This window comes from Mycolicibacterium neoaurum, assembly GCF_036946495.1.
Taxonomy (GTDB): Bacteria; Actinomycetota; Actinomycetes; order Mycobacteriales; family Mycobacteriaceae; genus Mycobacterium; species Mycobacterium neoaurum_B.
In genome coordinates, this window is sequence record NZ_JAQIIX010000002.1 from 3,281,418 (window position 1) to 3,300,604 (window position 19,187).

At 67.8% G+C, this 19,187-nt stretch carries 17 protein-coding genes; 13 read left to right on the plus strand and 4 right to left on the minus strand.

The genetic code is table 11. The features are described from left to right. Positions 1 to 124: 124 nt before the first annotated feature. From PGN27_RS21190 to PGN27_RS21235, 10 genes are all read left to right on the plus strand, one after another. The gene (locus PGN27_RS21190) at positions 125 to 1,579 is read left to right on the plus strand and encodes a tyrosine-protein kinase domain-containing protein (protein WP_418888632.1); all 1,455 of its coding nucleotides are present in this window, start codon (positions 125 to 127) and stop codon (positions 1,577 to 1,579) included. 2 nt (positions 1,580 to 1,581) lie between these two features. Continuing rightward, on the plus strand, positions 1,582 to 2,835 hold the full coding sequence (locus PGN27_RS21195; RefSeq protein ID WP_335327879.1) for a lipase family protein: 1,254 nt from the start codon (positions 1,582 to 1,584) through the stop codon (positions 2,833 to 2,835). After that, a complete protein-coding gene (locus tag PGN27_RS21200; protein ID WP_335327880.1) occupies positions 2,832 to 3,557 on the plus strand; it encodes a YveK family protein in 726 nt (241 codons plus the stop codon). The genes PGN27_RS21195 and PGN27_RS21200 overlap by 4 nt, the downstream gene beginning before the upstream one ends. A gap of 21 nt (positions 3,558 to 3,578) precedes the next feature. Continuing rightward, on the plus strand, positions 3,579 to 4,814 hold the full coding sequence (locus tag PGN27_RS21205; protein ID WP_335327881.1) for a lipase family protein: 1,236 nt from the start codon (positions 3,579 to 3,581) through the stop codon (positions 4,812 to 4,814). Positions 4,815 to 4,871: 57 nt separating this feature from the next. Next, positions 4,872 to 6,149 carry an acyltransferase family protein gene (locus PGN27_RS21210; protein WP_335327882.1) on the plus strand — a complete coding sequence of 426 codons (1,278 nt, stop codon included), beginning with the start codon at positions 4,872 to 4,874 and terminating at the stop codon, positions 6,147 to 6,149. After that, positions 6,149 to 7,378: a lipase family protein gene (locus PGN27_RS21215; protein WP_335327883.1), complete on the plus strand. Its 1,230-nt coding sequence runs from the start codon at positions 6,149 to 6,151 to the stop codon at positions 7,376 to 7,378. Before PGN27_RS21210 ends, PGN27_RS21215 begins: the two co-directional genes overlap by 1 nt. A 608-nt stretch (positions 7,379 to 7,986) precedes the next feature. Beyond that, positions 7,987 to 9,480: a sugar transferase gene (locus PGN27_RS21220; protein ID WP_335327884.1), complete on the plus strand. Its 1,494-nt coding sequence runs from the start codon at positions 7,987 to 7,989 to the stop codon at positions 9,478 to 9,480. A 43-nt stretch (positions 9,481 to 9,523) separates the two neighbouring features. Further along, complete coding sequence (locus PGN27_RS21225; RefSeq protein ID WP_335327885.1) at positions 9,524 to 10,780, plus strand: lipase family protein; 1,257 nt, start codon at positions 9,524 to 9,526, stop codon at positions 10,778 to 10,780. Further along, a complete protein-coding gene (locus PGN27_RS21230; protein WP_335327886.1) occupies positions 10,770 to 11,570 on the plus strand; it encodes a biotin--[acetyl-CoA-carboxylase] ligase in 801 nt (266 codons plus the stop codon). The genes PGN27_RS21225 and PGN27_RS21230 overlap by 11 nt, the downstream gene beginning before the upstream one ends. An 11-nt stretch (positions 11,571 to 11,581) precedes the next feature. Next, positions 11,582 to 12,100 (plus strand): PH domain-containing protein, encoded by a 519-nt coding sequence (locus PGN27_RS21235; protein WP_019514732.1) that lies wholly within the window; start codon positions 11,582 to 11,584, stop codon positions 12,098 to 12,100. On the opposite strand, the gene PGN27_RS21240 is transcribed toward PGN27_RS21235, so the two are convergent. Next, positions 12,055 to 12,714 (minus strand): GtrA family protein, encoded by a 660-nt coding sequence (locus PGN27_RS21240; protein WP_335327887.1) that lies wholly within the window; start codon positions 12,712 to 12,714, stop codon positions 12,055 to 12,057. The two genes, PGN27_RS21235 and PGN27_RS21240, sit on opposite strands and share 46 nt — an antisense overlap. Positions 12,715 to 12,822: 108 nt before the next feature. Between PGN27_RS21240 and PGN27_RS21245 the strand changes: the two genes are divergently transcribed. The 3 genes from PGN27_RS21245 to PGN27_RS21255 are packed head-to-tail and all read left to right on the plus strand — an operon-like array spanning position 12,823 to position 15,802. Further along, the gene (locus PGN27_RS21245; protein ID WP_335327888.1) at positions 12,823 to 14,061 is read left to right on the plus strand and encodes a 5-(carboxyamino)imidazole ribonucleotide synthase; all 1,239 of its coding nucleotides are present in this window, start codon (positions 12,823 to 12,825) and stop codon (positions 14,059 to 14,061) included. Between the two features lie 15 nt (positions 14,062 to 14,076). Next, positions 14,077 to 14,589 (plus strand): 5-(carboxyamino)imidazole ribonucleotide mutase, encoded by a 513-nt coding sequence (gene purE / locus PGN27_RS21250; protein ID WP_335328809.1) that lies wholly within the window; start codon positions 14,077 to 14,079, stop codon positions 14,587 to 14,589. Between the two features lie 52 nt (positions 14,590 to 14,641). Beyond that, positions 14,642 to 15,802 (plus strand): acyl-CoA dehydrogenase, encoded by a 1,161-nt coding sequence (locus PGN27_RS21255; protein ID WP_335327889.1) that lies wholly within the window; start codon positions 14,642 to 14,644, stop codon positions 15,800 to 15,802. Positions 15,803 to 15,884: 82 nt separating this feature from the next. On the opposite strand, the gene PGN27_RS21260 is transcribed toward PGN27_RS21255, so the two are convergent. The 3 genes from PGN27_RS21260 to PGN27_RS21270 form a co-directional block, all read right to left on the minus strand. Continuing rightward, the gene (locus tag PGN27_RS21260) at positions 15,885 to 16,682 is read right to left on the minus strand and encodes a class I SAM-dependent methyltransferase (RefSeq protein WP_335327890.1); all 798 of its coding nucleotides are present in this window, start codon (positions 16,680 to 16,682) and stop codon (positions 15,885 to 15,887) included. Positions 16,683 to 16,772: 90 nt separating this feature from the next. Further along, positions 16,773 to 17,489 (minus strand): TIGR03089 family protein, encoded by a 717-nt coding sequence (locus PGN27_RS21265; RefSeq protein WP_335327891.1) that lies wholly within the window; start codon positions 17,487 to 17,489, stop codon positions 16,773 to 16,775. 1 nt (position 17,490) lies between these two features. Then, positions 17,491 to 18,990, minus strand: coding sequence for an LCP family protein (locus PGN27_RS21270; protein WP_335327892.1), 1,500 nt, complete (start codon positions 18,988 to 18,990; stop codon positions 17,491 to 17,493). Positions 18,991 to 19,187: the final 197 nt, after the last annotated feature.

Sequence of the window (19,187 nt, forward strand, 5' to 3'; positions counted from 1 at the left end):
AACTATCCTTGCATCGGTTTCGCTGGCGCCGCCACCTAGGGTGCCAGCCGCAAACTGGGCGGCTGCTGTAGTTGACGCTATCGTTGCATTGTCGTGGCGATCCAGAAGCGAATGGAGTGCTCCCTTGGCCGTCGGTGATTACCTGCGAATCTTTCGCCGGTTCTGGTGGGTAGTCCTGCTGGCAACGCTCGTTGGCGTTGCTGTGGGGTACGCCACCATGTTCATGTCGACGACGCAGTACTCCTCGACAACCCGGTTGTTCGTCACCACCCAGAGCGGGACCTCGGTCGGTGACGCCTACCAGAACAACCTGTTCTCCCAGGAGCGCGTGTTCTCCTACGCCGGGCTGGCCACCAGCGACCAGGTCGCGGCGCGGGCCATCGCCCAGCTCAAGGCACCGATCTCGGTCGACGAGCTGCGCGCCAAGATCACCGCGGTGCCACTGCCGCAGACGGTGCTGCTCGACATCACCGCCACCGATCCCGATCCCGCCGCCGCCCAGCGCTACGCCAATGCGGTGGCCGACCAGCTGGTCAATGTGACCGCCGAGCTGGAGACCTCCCGCCGTGGCGGTGAGGCCGCCGCGGCCGCCGTGCTGGTCGACGACGCCAGCTACGGCACCAAGGTCGAGTCGATGGGTTTGCCCATCCGGTTGGCCGCGGGCGCGGTCGGCGGTCTGGTGCTGGGCGTGCTGGTGGCGGTGCTGCTCGGCATCTCCGACACCAAGGTCCGTCGTCGCGAGCGAATCGAGGACGTCACGGGTGTGCCGTTGCTCGGCACCCTGGTCGCCGACGGACAGGGCCGCAGCGGTGTCATCGACACCGAAGCCGGGGGACTGGCGGTCGAGCGGTTGCGCGAGCTGCGCACCAACGTCCAGTTTGCCCGCAACGCCCACGGCCAGCATCCGCGCGTCATCGCCGTGACCAGCCCGTCCCCGCAGGACGGCCGCTCGACCACCGCCATCGACCTGGCTGCCTCCTTCGCCGAGGCCGGCCACTCCGTGGTGCTGGTCGACGGTGACCTGGTCAAACCCGATCTGCCGGAGTTACTGGCACTCGACAGTGCTGCGGTCAAGCAGGCAGGCACCAAGGGTTTCAGCACCCTGCTCGCCGGTCAGCACGATCTGTCCGAATCGCTGATCGAGGTGCCCGGGTCGCGGGTCGCGCTACTACCCGCAGGACCGGTGCCGTCGGTGCGCCGCGATCTGTGGGGTGACCAGCGCACCTCACGCGTGCTGGAGCTGCTGCGCGGACATTTCGAGTATGTGATCATCGACACCCCGCCACTGACGAAGTACGCCGACGGCACGGTGCCCGCCGCGCTCGGCGACGGTGCGCTGGTGCTGGGTCGCATCGGGCACACCAAGGCCTCGGCCCTGCGGCAGGGCGTGACCGCGTTGCAGACCGCGCACGCCACCGTCCTCGGTGTCGTCGCCACCTTCGAACCCGGTCACCGTCGCGAGCTGTCCGCCGATCGCAAACACGGTGGGGCAGCGGCGGGACCTGCCAAGACCGCCGACGCGCGGAACACCGACGACGCGACCGCCGAGGCCGAATCCTCGGCCTCGGCCAAGAGGTAGGAGTGGCGCCGAGCCTGTTCCGCGGCGCGGCCGCCCTGTGCGCGGTGGTCGTGCTGGTCACCTCATGCGCGCCCGCGGAACCGGCACCCCCGCCGGAGGCTGCGGCCCCGCCGGCGATCAAGACCTTCACGCCGCCGTTCGACGGCAAGCCCCGGCTGCCACCACCCGATATGACCGACGACGGACCGGGTTCGCTGATCTCGGTCGAGCCCATGTCGGGCAGCGAGCTGCTCAACCAGGACGATGCCACCTATATGCGGGTGGTGTACCGGTCCACCTCGGGTGTGGACGGCCAGCCCACCGAGGTTTCCGGTGCGGTCGCCATCCCGCCGGGTGATCCGCCCAAGGGCGGCTGGCCCATCCTGGCGTTCGGGCAGGGCACCAAGGGTGTGCTGAACAAGTGCGCCAGCAGTCTCTACGGGAGCCTGCCACTGAACGCCTGGACCATGTCGGTCTTCGTCCGGGCGGGCTTCCTGGTCACCGTCTCCGATTTCCAGGGCGCCGGCGTCGAGGGCTATCAGCATCCGTTCCTCAACGCCAAGACCTACGGGTACAACGTCATCGACTCGGTGCGCGCCGCCCAGCGGATCGGCGCCCCGACCACCGGACGCTGGCTGGCCTACGGTCACTCCGCGGGCGGCCTGGCCGTCTGGGCGGCGGCCGAGCAGGCACCCACCTACGGCCGTGGCCTGGACCTGCTCGGCACGGTGTCGATGGCACCGGCAGCCGATATGGCCGGCCTTGCCGATGCGGCGTGGAACGAGACGCTGACCCCCGACCAGCGGGTCACCCTGGTGTTCGCGCTGCAGTCGCTGAAATGGTTCCACCCCGAGATGAACCTCGACAACTACCGGCGCGGGGTCACCGCGCAGAACTGGGATGCCCTGCTGGACTGCATCCCGCCCAACTTCGACGATATCGCCAGGGTGCGCGCCCTGATGACCAACGAAGACCTCAAACCGGCCACCTATGAGGACGTGGTGTGGTTGCGTGACCGGCTCGCCGAGATCGCGGTCCCTCAGGCGCCCAACCTGACGCCGATGGTGGTCGGCTACGGCACCCAGGACATGCTGGTCAACCAGGCCTGGTTCGAGCAGGCCCTCGACCGCGCCTGCGCCATGGGCAGCTATATCCAGATAGAGAAGGGCGTCGGTAAGGGCCACGCCGACCTGGACAGTGGTTTCACGCTGCCCTGGTTGATGGATCGTCTCGACGGCGCCGACCCGCCGCCCAATGATTGCCTGAGCCGGAATTGAGGGCGCCCGTCGACGTCCCGCGGGCTCGGGACTACCTGACGATCCTGGCCAGGGGCTGGGTCATCATCCTGCTCGCGACGCTGTTGGCCCCCGGCGCGGCCTACGTCGTTCAGAAACTGACCTTCGACAAGGGCTACACCGCGTCGGCACTGCTGTTCGCCCAGGTCGCCGGCGATCCCGGCACCTATTCCGCCTACGCGGGCGGGCTCGGCGCCAATGCCCGCATGGCGACGTACTCCTCGCTGGCCCAGTCGCGGGTGATCAGCCAGCGCGCCATCGACGAGACCGGACTGCCGATGACCGCCGAGCAGCTCGCCGCCAGCACCACCGCCACCTGGGAGCCCTACGGCATCAACCGATTCGGGATGCCCAGCTCGGTGCTGCTGCGGGTGACCGTCACCGGTGCCGACCCCGACCAGACCGTGACGGCCGTCAATGCGCTCGCGGCCAACCTGGCCAAGCTCTCCGGGGAGCTGGAGTGGATCCAGGCCGAACCCACCGACGCCATCCAGTACACCGGTCCGGTCGCCCAGCTCGTGCCCGTCGACGCCGCCGCGGCCGCCCACAAGGTGCAACCCGATGTCACCAACACCCTGATCATCGCCGCCGGGGTCGGTTTCGCGCTCAGCGCGGTGCTCGTGCTGGCCGTCGGCATCGCTCGCGACAACGTGCTGACCCGCGGCCAACTGGTCGACGTCGTCAACGGCACGATGTCCGCCTGAGTCCGAGGAGTTCCTGAGTTGGTGCCCAAGAAGATGCTGGCGAGCTCGGTGCTGGCGGTCGCGCTGGTCGTCGCGGGGTGTGCCGGACCCCAGACCCCACCGCCGGCGCCCCAGTCGACCGAGATCCAGCTGCCCGCGGACTATTCCGCGAACGGGCCCGGCGCGCTGGTCAGCGCGACCCGGTTGCCCACCGTGGACCGTCGACTGCTGCGGATCACCTCGATCGCCGCGCGCATTTCCTACAACTCGACCTCCGGGGTCGACGGCAGCCCGCAGGTCGTCACCGGCAGTGTGTTCGTCCCGGACGGCACCCCACCCGAGGGCGGCTGGCCGACCATCGTGTTCGGGCACGGCACCACCGGCGTGCTGTCCGAATGCGGCCCGTCACTGTCGCCGACCCTGCTGGGTTCCGTCGACGCCATCCGGGCGCTGGTCACCCTCGGCTACGTGATGGTCGTGCCCGACTACCAGGGGCTGGGCAACACCAACAGCTATCACCCGTACCTGGATGCCACGACCGCCGGATACAACATGGTCGACGCGGCCAGCGCGGCCAAGCGTCTGGTCCCCGACATGTCGGATCGTTGGGTGGCCTTCGGCGTTTCCCAGGGCGGACAGGCGTCATGGGCGGCCAACGAGGTGTTCAACACCTACGGTGCCCGCGACACCCGGCTGCTCGGATCGGTCAGCGTATCCCCGGCCGCCGATATCACCGGCATGGCCGACATGGCCGCCGCAGGCACGCTGTCGGCCCAGCAGCGCATCGCCATGGTGCTGATCCTGTCCTCGTTGCAGAATGCGCACCCCGATCTGAATCTCGACGACTACCGGCGCGGCCTGGTCGCCGAGAAGTGGGACCTGTTGGCCGGTTGTTCGGTCGACGCCACCGAGGAGCGCCTCGAGATCGCCGAGAAGATACCGCCGGAGGATCTGCGGCCTGCGACACCGGAAGCCCTCGACCGGTTGCGCGGATACCTGCAGCAGATGAGCGGGCTGCCCAAGGCGCCCGCGGCCGCCCCGATGTTCGTGGTACACGGCGACGCCGACGATGTGGTGCCGGTGGCCTGGACCTCCGAGGCCGTGCAAAGGGCCTGCAATATGGGCGACACCGTGGCATCGTTCATCGCTGGTGGCCGCGGACACGGTGATTTCGATCCGATCGTCGCGTTGGATTGGATCATCAAGCGGTTCGCCGACGCACCCGCCGACAGCACCTGCAACGTCGAGGGTGGCCCGTCGATACTCAAGGGTGTCTGACGGGCCCTGGCAGATACAGGAACCGAACCTCGACCGTCGCTCGACCGGAGAACGCTGATGACAGATACCAATGCGGCGCGCGGACAGGCACCTGCGCCGGCCATCGAGTCCCAGGTGGTGGCCAGTTCACCGACCCGGACCCGGATCATCGGGCTGGACGGGATACGAGGTCTTGGTTGTCTGGCCGTCGTCGTCGGGCATGTGGCGCTGGCCTACTCGCCGGTCACACACGACAAGGCGTTCCTCGGCGTGCTGGGCCTGGCACTCATCCTGTTCTTCGTCCTCAGTGGGTTCCTGCTGTTCCTGCCCTATATCCGGCGGCTCACCAAGGACCGGTCGACGGCCGCGATGCCCGACACCAAGCAGTACGCCCTGCACCGGATCTTCCGGGTGTTCCCCGGTTATCTGGTGATCTTCCTGATCTGCAACTACCTGCTGCGGGTGGCCTACGTCGAGAACTCGGCCATCCAGCCGCACGGCACCGATGCCGGCACCGGGATGATCACCGACCCGTGGGAACTGCTGGCCAACCTGACGCTCACCCAGACCTATTTCCCGGACTACGTGCAGACCGGGATCAGCCCGTCCTGGTCGCTGACGCTGGAGATCGCCTTCTACGCGTCGCTGCCGCTGCTGGGTGCGCTGTTGTTCGCACTGCGCAGGCGCACCGACGTCACGCCGCTGGTGTTGGCCTGTCTTGCGCCGGTCATCCTGCTGACGATCGGTGTGGTCGGACGACTGTTCGCACCGATGGTGTTCGCCGCGACCGGCGCGGACACCGTGATGATGCAGAACTGGGGCCCCACCTGGGCCGCGGTATTCATGCGCAGCTTCGTCACCAATGCCGATCTGTTCGCCTACGGCATGTTCGCGGCCATCATCTATGTGGCGATCGAGCAGGGGGTGTTCTCGGCGCCGGCAGCCAGACGGATCTATCTGCTGTGCTTCCCGCTGCTGATGGTGTCCTTCGTCGGTGCCCTCGGACTGACCTTCGCCGGCACCGTATTCGCCACCGCCGGAATCGGTTTCGTCTCCGCGGTGTTCATCGCGATCGTGGTGTTCCCGCTGGCGAGGGGCAGGGATTCGCGGTTGGCCCGATTCCTGGACGCCAAACCGTTCTACTTCGTCGGGCTGATCTCGCTGTCGGTCTACCTGTGGCACTACCCGATCCTGTTGCTGTTGGGCCGGTACGACCTGGCCGCCGGCGACTCCTGGGGCGGAATGCTGCGTAACGTGGCGGTCGTGGCCATCGTGACGATCGTCGTGGCGACGATCACCTACTACACCGTCGAACGTCCGGGGCTGGACCTCGTCAAGCGGTTCCGGAAGCGTTGATGCGTCGCAATCTCGTGATCGGCGGTGCGTTGGCGGCCGTGCTGGTTCTCCTCGCCGGGGTGACCGTCGCGGTGTCACCGACCGTCCGCCAACAGCTGGGTCTGTCCGATCCGCCCGCCGCGGCCGCCCAAGCCGAGCCCGTTCCGGGCGCCGATCTGTCCGGGACCGGACCGGGATCGCTGATCAGCGCGATGACGATGCCGGAGTTCAGTCGCAGCCCGCAGGGCTCGCAGATCAGCGCCGCGCGCGTGGTGTACCGATCCACCGACGGTGACACCGGTGCGCCGACCGAGGTGTCGGGTTCGGTCTTCATCCCGCGTGGCAGCCCACCGGCGGGCGGCTGGCCCGTCGTCGCGTTCGGACACGGCACCGTCGGGATCGATGAGCCATGCGCGCCCTCGCTGTCGGCGACGCTGCTCGGGATGACCGACTGGGTGGTCAAACTCACCGATCTCGGTTTCGCGGTCGCCTTCGCCGATTTCCAGGGCCTGGGTGCGCCCGGTGTGCACCCCTACCTGGACTCCCGGACGGCGGGTCTGAACATGATCGATTCGGTGCGGGCATTGCAGCACACCTTCGACGATGTGTCGGACCGCTGGGCTGCGCTGGGCGGCTCGCAGGGCGGTGGTGCGGTGTGGGCGGTGGGCGAGCAGTCCGGCACCTACGCCCCGGACATGCTGCCCAGCGGCGTGCTGGCATTGGCCCCGGTGGCCGACGTGGCCGGGCTGGTCGACAAGGCCGTCGACGCGACGCTGACCAAGGAGCAGGGCGCGGCGCTGATCCTGATCATCGAGTCGCTGGCCCGGTTGCACCCGGACATCGACCGCGACGACTATCGCCACGGCGTGGCGGCCGCGCAATGGGACACCCTGATCGCCTGTTCGGGTGCCGCGGTGCACGACCGCGAGGGGTTCATCGACCAGCTCAAGCCCGATGATCTGTTGCCCACCTCACCGGCGGCGGCCGATCGGCTGCGCGGATACCTGAAAGCCTGGGCCCTGCCGCAGCAGCGGCTGGCGGTCCCGATGTCGGTCGTCTACGGGGGCAGGGACGAATACATCGATCCGCCGTGGACCGAGGCCGCGATTGCGCAGGCGTGCGCGCTGGGTGGCAACGTGGTAGCCGATTTCCAGCCCGACAAGGGCCACGGTGATCTCGACGTCGCCGATCAGCTCGGCTGGCTCAGCGAGCGTCTTGCCGGACAGCCCGCGGCCGCCGGCTGCGCCTAGCCCGAGTCGCTGCCGCCGAAGCCCTCGCCGAGCCGTCCACGGTGCGGCTGAGGCCCGCTCACCCACGATGTGACCGCTCTACCGGCGATATCGTGCGCCACGTGTCACGCTTTGTCGGCCACGGTGACGGTGCGCGATCGGCGCGGCCGACGCGGGCCACTGGACCGTCACGTCTGCACCAGGCGCACCGAACGCACCGGGACCGGCGGCGTTGCCGGGTCGCGACCGCCACGCGGCTAAGCGGGGGTCGTCGCAAGTGTGCGCGGGACGGCATTTTCAGCAATGAGTTTCCGGGTCCTGGACCAGGCCTCGGCGGATCGCTGTACCGATGTAACGCTTCGGCTACTCAGACGAAAAGTCTTCAGTACGTCTTATTAACACGGCCGGATTACGCTAACTGCCTGGTCAAATAGTCGGGAGCGTCATTTTTGGTCGGCACGGGGGAGCGACGGCCGCGGGCAAATCAAGATCGTTTGGGCGAGCGAATTTGCGCCCGCGTCAGCCGGTGGCCAGAAATTTGGGCCAAAATGTTGCAAGTATCAGGAAACAAAGCGATAGTCTTATCCAGCACGCAGTCAGTGGTGCAGCAAACGAAGGTGGACGCGCAAGTGACGTTGGTGAGAGAGACGGAAGCGCCGGTGACCCTGACGGGCGCGGCGCCCGTTCGAGATCACGATGGGTTGCTGTGGCAGCGGCGTTACGGTCGTGCGCTGCTCATCACCGACATCGTGGTGGTCGGGGCGGCCATGGCGTGCGCACAGATGGTCCGGCTGGGTCGCCCGGTCACCGACTTCGACCCACTCACCAAGTACTTCGGATTGCTCTCGGTCATCTTCGGTCTGATCTGGCTGGGTTTGCTGGCGGCCTACCGCACCCGCTCGCCGCGGATCGTCGGTGCCGGCATGGAGGAGTACCGCCGCGTCCTGTCGGCCACGCTGTCCACCATCAGCGTCGTGGCCGTCACCCTGATGATCTTCCGGCCGGAGTACGCACGCGGATACCTGGCGCTGGCCTTCCCGCTCGGTCTGGTCTTCCTCTTCGTCGGCCGCAGCGCTTGCCGACGGGTTCTGGCGTGGTACCGCAAGCGCGGGCAGTGCATCACCTCGGTCGTCGCGGTCGGTAACGCCGCCGCGGTGCGCAGCCTGGTGCAGTCCCTCGAACGATCCTGGGGTTACGGGTACTCCGTGGTCGGCGTCTGCCTCACCGGTCGCTCCGGCGGCGGCACCCTCGATGTTCCCGGTGTCGGGCCGCTGCCCATCCTCGGTGACGAGCATCAGGTCGAAGAGGCCATCGCCAAGGTCAACGCCGACACCGTGGCACTGACCACGACCGAGCACCTCGGCCCTGACGGTGTCCGCGAGCTGTCTTGGGATCTGGACCGCCTCGGTGTGGACCTGGTGGTCTCGCCGGGCATGGTGGATGTGGCCGGACCGCGGTTGACCATGCGCCCGGTCGCCGGCCTCCCGCTCATCCACGTCGAGAAGCCGCAGTACAGCGGAACCAAGAAGCTGCAGAAGCGTGCCTTCGACATCTTCGTCTCGGTCAGCGTTCTGCTGGCGGCATTCCCGCTGCTGCTGGTGAGCGCCATCGCCATCAAGCTGACCAGCCGCGGCCCGATCTTCTACCTGTCCGAGCGGATCGGGCTGGACGGCAAGCCGTTCCAGATGATCAAGCTGCGCACCATGGTGGTGGACGCCGACAAGATGGTGGCCGGCCTCGCCGAGCTCAACGAGATGGACGGCGGGGTGTTGTTCAAGATCCGCCAGGATCCGCGCGTCACCTCCGTCGGCCGGATCCTGCGCCGGTACAGCATCGACGAGCTGCCGCAGTTCATCAACGTGCTGAAGAAGGAAATGAGTGTCGTCGGTCCGCGGCCGCCGCTGCCCAACGAGGCCGATGCCTACACCGACCAGGTGCGCCGCCGGCTGCTCGTGCTGCCGGGCATCACCGGACTCTGGCAGGTCAGCGGTCGGGCGGATCTGTCGTGGGACGACTCCGTGCGACTGGACCTGTCCTATGTCGAGAACTGGTCCATCAGCAGCGATCTGCTGATCGCGGTCAAGACCGTGCGCACCGTGCTCGGCGGTACCGGCGCCTACTGACGGCCACCCGGAACGGCGCCGGCGCTGCGGTAGCGTGGAGTTCGTGCCGTCCGAGGTCCGATCCAGCCGACCACGCCGGCTGTTCGGCATCATCGCCCTCACCGTCGCCCTGATCGCACAACTGGCCGTGTACGTCGCGTTGGCGCCGTTCGCCGTGCCGATCGGACTCGCGGTCGTCAACACCCTTCCCGGCCCCGGCGGTCCGCCCACCCCCATCCCGTCGGCGGATCTGAGCGCCGGCGGGCCGGGATCGTTGGTATCGGCCACCACCATGCCCGGGGTGACCCGCCGCGTGGAGGCCCGCAACATGCACGCCGCCCGCGTGCTGTATCGGTCCACCTCCGGTGATTCCGGGGAGCCCACCGTCGTATCCGGCTCGGTGTTCACGCCGCTGGGCGCCCCACCCCCCGGGGGGTGGCGGGTGGTGGCGATCGGGCACGGCACCGTAGGAATCGACGAACCGTGCGCGCCGTCGCTCTCGGACACCATGCTGGGCGCGCTGGCGTTCGTGACACCGTTCATCGATCGGGGCTACGCCGTCGCGGTGCCTGACTATCAAGGGTTGGGCGCCAAGGGGATCCATCCCTATCTCGACGCCAAGACCGCCGGGCTGAACATGATCGACAGCGTCCGCGCGTTGCGGCACACCTTCGCCGACATCTCCGGAACCTGGATGGCCTTCGGTCACAGCCAGGGCGGAGCCGCCACCTGGGCGGCCGACGAGCAGGCGGGGGTCTATGCGCCGGAACTGCAGCTGCTCGGGGCGGTGGCGGCCGCTCCGGCCGCCGATGTCAGCGGGTTCGTCGACAAGGCGTTGGCGGGCACCCTGACCGCCGACCAGCTGCTGGCGATGCCCGTGATCGTCGAAGCTCTGGCCCGGGTGCATCCCGATCTGAATCGCGACGATTTCCGGGGCGGGGCGGCCACCGAGAACTGGTCGGTGCTGACCGCATGCCAGGCGCCCGAGATCTATCAGCGCGGTGCGGCCGCCGAGCGGCTCCGGCCCGAAGATGTGGCACCGCGCAACGGCGTGGCCGCCGATCGTCTGCGCCAACTGCTCCGTGCCTGGGCGCTGCCGCAGCGCGCGCTGTCGGCGCCGATGTCGGTCTGGTACGGCGGTGCCGATACATTGGTCGACGCAGCATGGACCGCTGCCGCGATCGAACGCGCATGTGCCTTGGGTGGCACGGTGACGGTCCAGTTCGAGCCGGACAAGGGGCACGCGGAGGTTGACCTGGTGAGCCAGTTGAACTGGATGGCAACGCGATTCGCCGACCAACCGGTGCGCAATGACTGCTGACCGCAGCGCCCTCGATGCCGCCGCGCTGCGGGCAAGCCTGACCGCACCCTGGCAGCGCCTCGACGTCGTCGACGAGACCGGGTCGACCAACGCCGACCTGATCGCCCGTGCCGCCACCGAACCGATCGCCGGTGCGGTGCTGCTCGCCGAGCATCAGGCCGCCGGCCGCGGCCGGGGCGGACGCGTCTGGGAGGCGGTGCCGCGCGGGTTGGTCATCGTGTCGGTGGGCATCTCCACCGCCGGAGTCCACGAACAGCAGTGGGGGCTGTTGCCGCTGCTCGCCGGTGTGGCGGTGGTCGACACGCTGGCTGCCATCGGTGTCACCGCGGGGCTGAAGTGGCCCAACGACGTCCAGGTCGGCGGTGCCAAGATCGCCGGCATCCTGGCCGAGGTCGCCTCGCCACAACCGGTGGTGGTGCTGGGGATCGGGTTGAACGTCGCGGTCAGCCCCGATGAGCTGGGCCAGGCCAACGCCACCTCGGTCCAGATTCTCGGCGGTCCCACCGACCGGACCGAGATCGCGCGGATCCTGCTGCAGCAGTTGGGTTCCCGGATCCTGGCGTGGCAGGCAGGTGGCGGTGCCGCGCTGCTTGCCGACTACCGGACCCGCTCGGCAACTCTGGGCCGATCGGTGCGTGCACTGCTGCCGGGCGGACGCGAGATCGCCGGTACCGCGACCGGCGTCGACGAGCAGGGCCGATTGTGTATCGACACCGGAGCGGGCACCGAGGTGGTCGCGGCCGCCGATATTGTGCATTTACGCCCGTTGTCCGGCGAGGTGTTTGAGTAGAGTCCACAGTCGTGGGCTATCCAGAAAACGTCCTGGCCAGGGATGAACACGTCGTGCTGCATCGGCACCCGCACTGGAAGCGGCTGCTGGGGGCGATCTCGGTGCTGTTGCTGGCCAGTGCCGCCGCGGCGTTTGCCGCAGGCTGGGTCAACCAGACCGACTGGGACGACAACGCCAAGCGCATCATCTTCGCCGTCCTCGCCGCCATCTGGTTGATTCTGGTCGGCTGGCTGTCGGTGTGGCCGTTCCTGACGTGGTGGACAACACATTTCGTGATCACCGACCGCCGTGTGATGTTCCGTCACGGTCTGCTGACACGAAGCGGTATCGACATCCCGCTGGCCAGGATCAACAGCGTGGAGTTCACCCACGGGCTGCTCGACCGGATGCTGCGCACCGGCACGCTGATCATCGAATCCGCGTCACAGGATCCGCTGGAGTTCTCCGATATACCGCGTGTGGAGCAGGTGCATTCCCTGCTCTATCACGAGGTCTTCGACACCCTCGATTCCGAGGAATCGCCCAGCTGATCCGGGCCCGCCACGCCGCGGTGTAAGGGAGTGACAGAACCGTTGTGACCGGCCTCGGCGTGGTCCTCGAAGGCCTCGGCGATACCGCCGGCGGTCAGCGTGGACTCCAACGCCTTCTCGGGGTTGCGGGCGAATTCGTCGGGGAAGACCCAGCGCCGGAACGCCCAGAAACGGAAGGCCATCTGCAGCAGGTTGCCGATGATGTACGCGGAGATGAAGTCGGCGATGTTCTCGACGGTCAGGGATACCTCGGGCACGCGAAGACCCAGCACATAACTGGAGAAGTACAGCGGAGCCATGGCCAGCAGCACTCCGACGCCGCTGACGCCGAAGAACAGCAACGCCTCGTGATGGCGCTCCCGGCCGCCGCGGTCCTTGAAGCTCCACTCCCGGTTGAGGACATAGGACGCGATCACCGCGACGATGCCGGCGATGATCTTCGCCGTCACCGGCTTGGGCTCCAGGATGGTGAGCTTCAGCGTGTAGAAGATCGCCGAGTCGATGACGAACGTCGTCGCGCCGACCAGTGCGAACTTGATGAGCTCATGGTGCCGCTCGGCGAAGGGCCGGATCGGGCGGGGCAGCCGCGCGATCGTGGCATCAGCAAAGGACACGGGGATGGAGTCTACGCAAGTTACCCGGCCAACGTGAACCGCTGCAGGTCAGTCCTGGTACCGGCGGTCCGCTCGACCGCGACGCCCGGCATGACAACATAGGTAGCCGTGTCCCGAACGCCCTCTGTCTCCCGAGCGCCCACCGTCGTGATGATCGGCGGCGGTCAACTGGCCAGGATGACCCATCAGGCCGCCATCGCGCTGGGGCAATCCCTGCGTGTGCTGGCCGCCGATCCCGGCGACCCTGCCGCTCAGGTCACACCCGAGGTGGTGCTGGGCGCCCACACCGATCTGGACGCCCTGCGCCGCGCGGCCCAAGGGGTGGCGGCATTGACCTTCGATCACGAGCACGTGCCGACCGAGCACCTCGAGCAGCTGGTCGCCGAGGGAGTGACGGTGCACCCGCCGCCGCAGGCGCTGATCTACGCCCAGGACAAGCTGGTGATGCGCCGCAAGCTGGAGGCCCTGGGTGCGCCGATCCCGGCCTACGCCGCGGTGCGCAGCGTCGAGGATGTCGATGCGTTCGCCGAGCGGACCGGCGCACCGGTGGTCATCAAGACCGTCCGCGGCGGTTACGACGGTCGCGGGGTGGTGCTGGCACGCGATCTGGCCCATGCCCGCGAGGCCGTCGCCGGTTACCTGGCCGATGGTGTCGAGGTGATGCTGGAGGAGCGGGTGGCCTGGCGCCGGGAGCTTTCGGCCCTGGTGGCGCGCTCGCCGTTCGGGCAGGGCGCGGCGTGGCCGGTGGTGCAGACCGTGCAGCGCAACGGCATCTGCGTCGAGGTCATCGCCCCGGCACCGGGGCTGCCGCTTGAGCTCGCGGCCGGCGCCGAGGCGCTGGGGCTGCGGTTGGCCGAGGAGCTCGGTGTCGTCGGCGTGCTTGCCGTCGAGCTGTTCGAGACCGAATCCGGTCAGATCCTGGTCAACGAGCTCGCGATGCGCCCACACAACTCGGGGCACTGGAGCATGGACGGTGCCCGCACCGGCCAGTTCGAGCAACACCTGCGCGCGGTGCTGGACTATCCGCTCGGTGACACCTCGGCGCTGGCGCCGGTGACGGTGATGGGCAATGTCCTGGGAGCCGAGCACACCCCGGCGATGTCGATGGACGAGCGTGTCCACCACCTGTGTGGCCGGATGCCCGATGCCAAGATCCACCTGTACGGCAAGGGGGAGCGGCCTGGCCGCAAGATCGGGCACGTCAACATCGTGGGAGGCGGTTGGGCGGGACCGGGTCCCGCTTCGCCGGACAATGCCGAATATGTTGCGGCACTGCGGGAACGGGCGCAGCGGGCGGCGCACTGGTTATCGCATGCCGAGTGGACCGACGGATGGGATGGGCACTGAGTCGTGAGTGAGAACGTGATCGGTAAGCCGGGCCCCCGGGTCGGGGTCATCATGGGCAGCGACAGCGACTGGTCGGTGATGGAGGCCGCCGTGATCGCGCTGGCCGAGTTCGACATCCCGTTCGAGATCGGCGTCGTATCGGCCCACCGCACCCCGGGGCGGATGCTGGAGTACGCACAGAGCGCCGCCGGGCGCGGTATCGAGATCATCATCGCCGGTGCCGGCGGGGCGGCGCACCTGCCCGGCATGGTCGCCTCGGCGACCCCACTGCCGGTGATCGGTGTGCCGGTACCGCTGGCGCGACTGGACGGCCTGGACTCGCTGCTGTCGATCGTGCAGATGCCGGCCGGGGTGCCGGTGGCGACGGTGTCGATCGGCGGTGCCCGCAACGCGGGCCTGCTGGCCGTGCGGATCCTCGGTGCGTCCGATCCCGCGTTGCGCGCCCGGATCGAGGACTTCCAGGCGGGTCTGGAGCAGATGGTGCTGGAGAAAGACGCCGCGTTGCGCAATCGCCTGCTCGGCGATTGAGTGAATCGCTATTAACCGGCTAAGGTTACTGGCGAGTAGCGAGGAGATCCCGATGGTTGCCAACCCGTCCTTTGACCTGTTCCAGCTCTCCGATGAGCACAACGAGTTGCGCACCGTGCTGCGCGACCTGTGTGAAAAGGAGATCGCGCCGCACGCCGCGGATGTGGATGCCAAGGCGCGCTACACCGACGAAGCGCTGGCAGCGCTGGATTCCTCCGGCTTCTCGGCGGTATTCATCCCCGAGGAGTATGGCGGCCAGGGTGCCGACGCGGTCGCCGCATGCATCGTCATCGAGGAGGTCGCACGGGTGTGTGCGTCGTCCTCGCTGATCCCGATCTGCAACAAGCTGGGCACCACCGGCCTGCTGATGCGCGGCTCCGAGGAGCTCAAGGCTAAGGTGCTGCCGTCGATCGCCGCGGGCGAGGCGACCGCCTCGTACGCGCTGAGTGAGCGCGAGGCCGGCAGCGACGCCGGCGCCATGCGCACCAAGGCCGTCGCCGACGGTGACGACTGGATCCTCAACGGCACCAAGTGCTGGATCTCCAACGGCGGCAAGTCCACCTGGTACACCGTCATGGCCGTCACCGACCCCGACAAGGGTGCCAACGGCATCTCGGCGTTCATCGTGCACTCCGACGACGAGGGGTTCAGCGCAGGCCCCAAGGAGCACAAGATGGGCATCAAGGGATCGCCCACCACCGAGCTGTACTTCGAGAACTGCCGGATCCCCGGCGACCGGATCATCGGGGAACCGGGTACCGGTTTCAAGACCGCGCTGGCGACCCTGGATCACACCCGGCCGACCATCGGTGCGCAGGCCGTCGGCATCGCCCAGGGCGCGCTGGACGCCTCGATCGCCTACACCAAGGAGCGCAAGCAGTTCGGCAAGTCGATCGCCGACTTCCAGAACACCCAGTTCATGCTGGCCGATATGGCGATGAAGATCGAGGCCGCCCGGCTGATGGTCTACACCGCCGCCGCCCGCGCCGAGCGTATGGAGCCCAACCTGCAATTCCTGGCCTCGGCGTCGAAGTGTTTCGCCTCCGATGTGGCGATGGAGGTCACCACCAACGCCGTGCAGCTGTTCGGCGGGTACGGCTACACCGTCGACTTCCCGGTCGAGCGGTTCATGCGCGATGCCAAGATCACCCAGATCTACGAGGGCACCAACCAGATCCAGCGCGTGGTGATGAGCAGGCAGCTGCTGAAGTGACACCGCCGACCTGAGTCGGCGCCGACCGGCCGGTTATTGCACGCTTTCCTCGAAAAGGCGTGTGATAACCGGCCATTCGCGTCTAGCGCCCCTTGGTGATCTTGCGGTACGTGCTGCGCAGCGTCTCGTTGCGTCGCGCGATGTGCACGGGATGCTTGGGCACCGGCACCAGCACGCTGACCGGATGGCCGACGAAGGACGACTCGAACACGGCGGTCATGGTCCTGCCGCTGTAGGCGGCGTCCAGGGCCTGGCGGTAACGCGTGGCGTGCTCGGGCTGGGTGAACAGCACCTTGTTGTAACCGATGTAGAAGGGCACCAGGGCACCACCCTGCTCGAGATAGTGCACGGTGCCCACGCAGACGCCGGGCCACTGCTGGTTGAAGACGTCGTCGGCGATCACGACGCCGCCCTCGGACAGGCTCTTCTCGGCCAACCGCATATCGCTGAGCACGATCTCCTGGGTGTGCCCACCGTCGACGGAGAACAACCGCACGCCGGACATCTCGGCGATCTCGCCAGGGGAGATCTGGGTGGAATCACCCTGGTGGATGACCAGGCCGTCGCGATCGGTCCAGGAATCCAGGTGTGCCAGGAACCGGTCCCGATCACCCTGACCGGATTTGTCGATATTGGCGTCCTGATCCTCGAAGAGGTCGATCGCAATGGAGGCTTCGCCGGGCTGCTGGAGCAGCTTCATGGCGATGAACAGCTGCCCGTGATGCACGCCGATCTCGGCGATCGGACCGCCGATGCCTGCCGCGCGCTGATAGTCGTCGACGGCGTGCAGCAACCCGATGGCGGCGGTCTCCGTATAGCCCTGCACCCGTCGATGCCCGATATGGCGATATGCAGCGAACTTCAGGCCATTGCGTTCCACGTGTCACAGGGTACTCATTGCAGCCGCAAAAGAGCGATTGGAAGCAAATATTGACGCCCGGGGCACTTCATGGCGACCGGCGCGCCCCGGTCAGCCCCGGGTCACCTTCTCCATCTCGCGCCGGCGATCGAGGCGTTCGGCGTCGGGATGGACCACCAGCACCAGCGACGCTCCGGCGGCCAGCACCGCCAGCAGGTGCTCCACGAGGTCGTCGGGGGTGTCCCACGACGCGGTCGAGAGCACCCGGTCCCGGTCGGTCAACTCCTGTCGGGTGGCGGCCGCGGTGGCGGCGGCGATCAGCTGCGCCGGGCTGCGGCCGGCCAGTGCCGGTCCGGGCGCACGTTCGGGCACGATCTGGTCGCCGTGCACTCGCACCGAGGTCGCGTAATCGGTGACGCCGATCGGCAGATCGGCGACCGGCTTGCCGAACGGATCCAGTGACAGCGCCACCACTTCACCGGTCCCGACGGTCGCGTCGGCCTCGTCGAGCCGGTCGGCGGTGCACAGCGCGATATCGGCGTCCCCGGCATCGGATCCCGGCACGGCCTCGGCACCGATCCACCAGATGCCCAGCAGCACCGCGGCGGTCTGCCAGTGTGCGGGCAGCAGTACCGCGATGCGGCTGCCGGGGCCGGCCCCGAGTTCGTCACGCAACAGGTTGGCGGTCTTGGCGGCCCAGTTGGCCAACGTCACCGCCGACAGCTCTATGCGCTCGCCGGTGGCGTCGTCGTAGTAGGTGATCCGTGGGCCCACCGGATCGGCCTTGAGCAGCGGATCCAGCAGGGCGGCGCTGACGGTCTCGGTCACCTCAGTTCACGCATTGGGGGTCGTCCGAGCCTGCGGTGATGATCGGCGATGGCGGCGGGGGAGCGGTTTCGCTGGTGGAGACCAGGTCATCGCCCTGATAGCCCTGATACCAGTCGCTGGCCGCCGGATCGGCCGATGCGCCCGTGCCCTCCAGCCCGGAGCCGGGGCCGGAGTAGTCATCGGACAACACGACCTGCACGGTGCCGGGGGCCAGCGAGGGATCCTCGACGACGGTCAGATTGCCCAGCTTCTGCGAGACCGCCTGCGCGCCGAGATCATCGACGCTGGGCGCCCTGACCATGCTGTTGGCGACGCGCTCGCCGTCGTGGTTGCCGACTTTGCCCTCGGTGAACCCGCCGCCGGTGAGCACTTTCGACACCGCCGCGGCCAGCCCGTTGATATCGGTGTCGTTGACGACGTCGACGGTGGTCTTCTCCGGTGAATAGGCCACCTTCTCGGTGTTGCCCTCGGCCTGCTCGTTGAGTAGGCCGTCCACCCACTGCTTGACCTGATCCTGGTCGATGCGCACGACGGATTGCATACCGTCGTCACTCCAGCCGTCCTCACGCAGGATGGGGATCGTGGCGAAGGCGACCGAGCCGGCCGCGACATCCTGGAGCTGCTTGATGAAATCCATGATGTCCCAGCCGTCGGACAGCACGACCGAGCGCTGTACCGCGGTCTGCAATCGGTTCAGGGTCGCCGGGCTGGACAGCGTCTTACCCGAGATGACCTCATGGGCCAGCGATGCCATCACGACCTGCTGGCGGGTCACCCGGTCCAGATCGCCGCGCGGCAGATCGTGGCGCTGTCGCACGAAGCTCAGCGCCTGCGGACCGTCCAGCTTCTGCCAGCCCGCCGGGAAGTCGGCACCCGAGAGCGGTTCGTAGACAGGATTCTTCAGGCACACGTTCACACCGCCGAGGGCATCGGTGATCAGGCTGAAACCCAGCAATCCGATCTCGGCGTAATGGTCCACGGTGACGCCGGTGAGGTGGGCGACGGTTTTGATCAGCGCCTCCCGCCCGGCCTCGGTGCCTCTCTTCTCTCCCTCGACCGGATCCATGCCCTCGACCTCGATGAGTTGCTTCATCGTCGCCAGCCTGGCGTCGCCGTAGACCCCGTTGATCTTCATCTTGCCCTCGTTGTCGGGCAGCTCGACGTAGGTGTCGCGGGGGATGGAGATCGCGGTCGCAGACCTGCCGTTGTTCGGGATGCGGATCAAGATGATGGTGTCGGTATTGGTGGCGACATCGTCGCCGACCCGCAGCGTCGCCAATTCCTCGGGCGAGAGCGGATTCCCGTGCGCATCGGTGCGGCTGTCGACGCCTACGAGCAGGATGTCGATGGCGCCGTCCTCGCCGCCGCCACCGAGGGCCGCCGAGTTCACGTGGTGGATACCGTCCTCGAACGAGCGGACCGTGCTCCAGGCAACCCCGGTGGACAACACGACCGCGACCGCGGCAGCAACGCCAACGGTCCTGGTCAGCCGATTCTGCATCTGCTCAGGCTACTGTCCGCCGCTTCGATGACCGTCCAGGCGCGTCGGCGTGCCAACCGGTCCGTCTGGCATCCGCCGGTCACCCCTGCCGGTAACGGGAACGGCGCAGCGAACGAAGGATTGCGTACAAACCGATTACGGCCGACGGTGGCGTTCACCCTCCTGGGCAGGGCGTTCGGTCCAAGAGTGCACAGGAG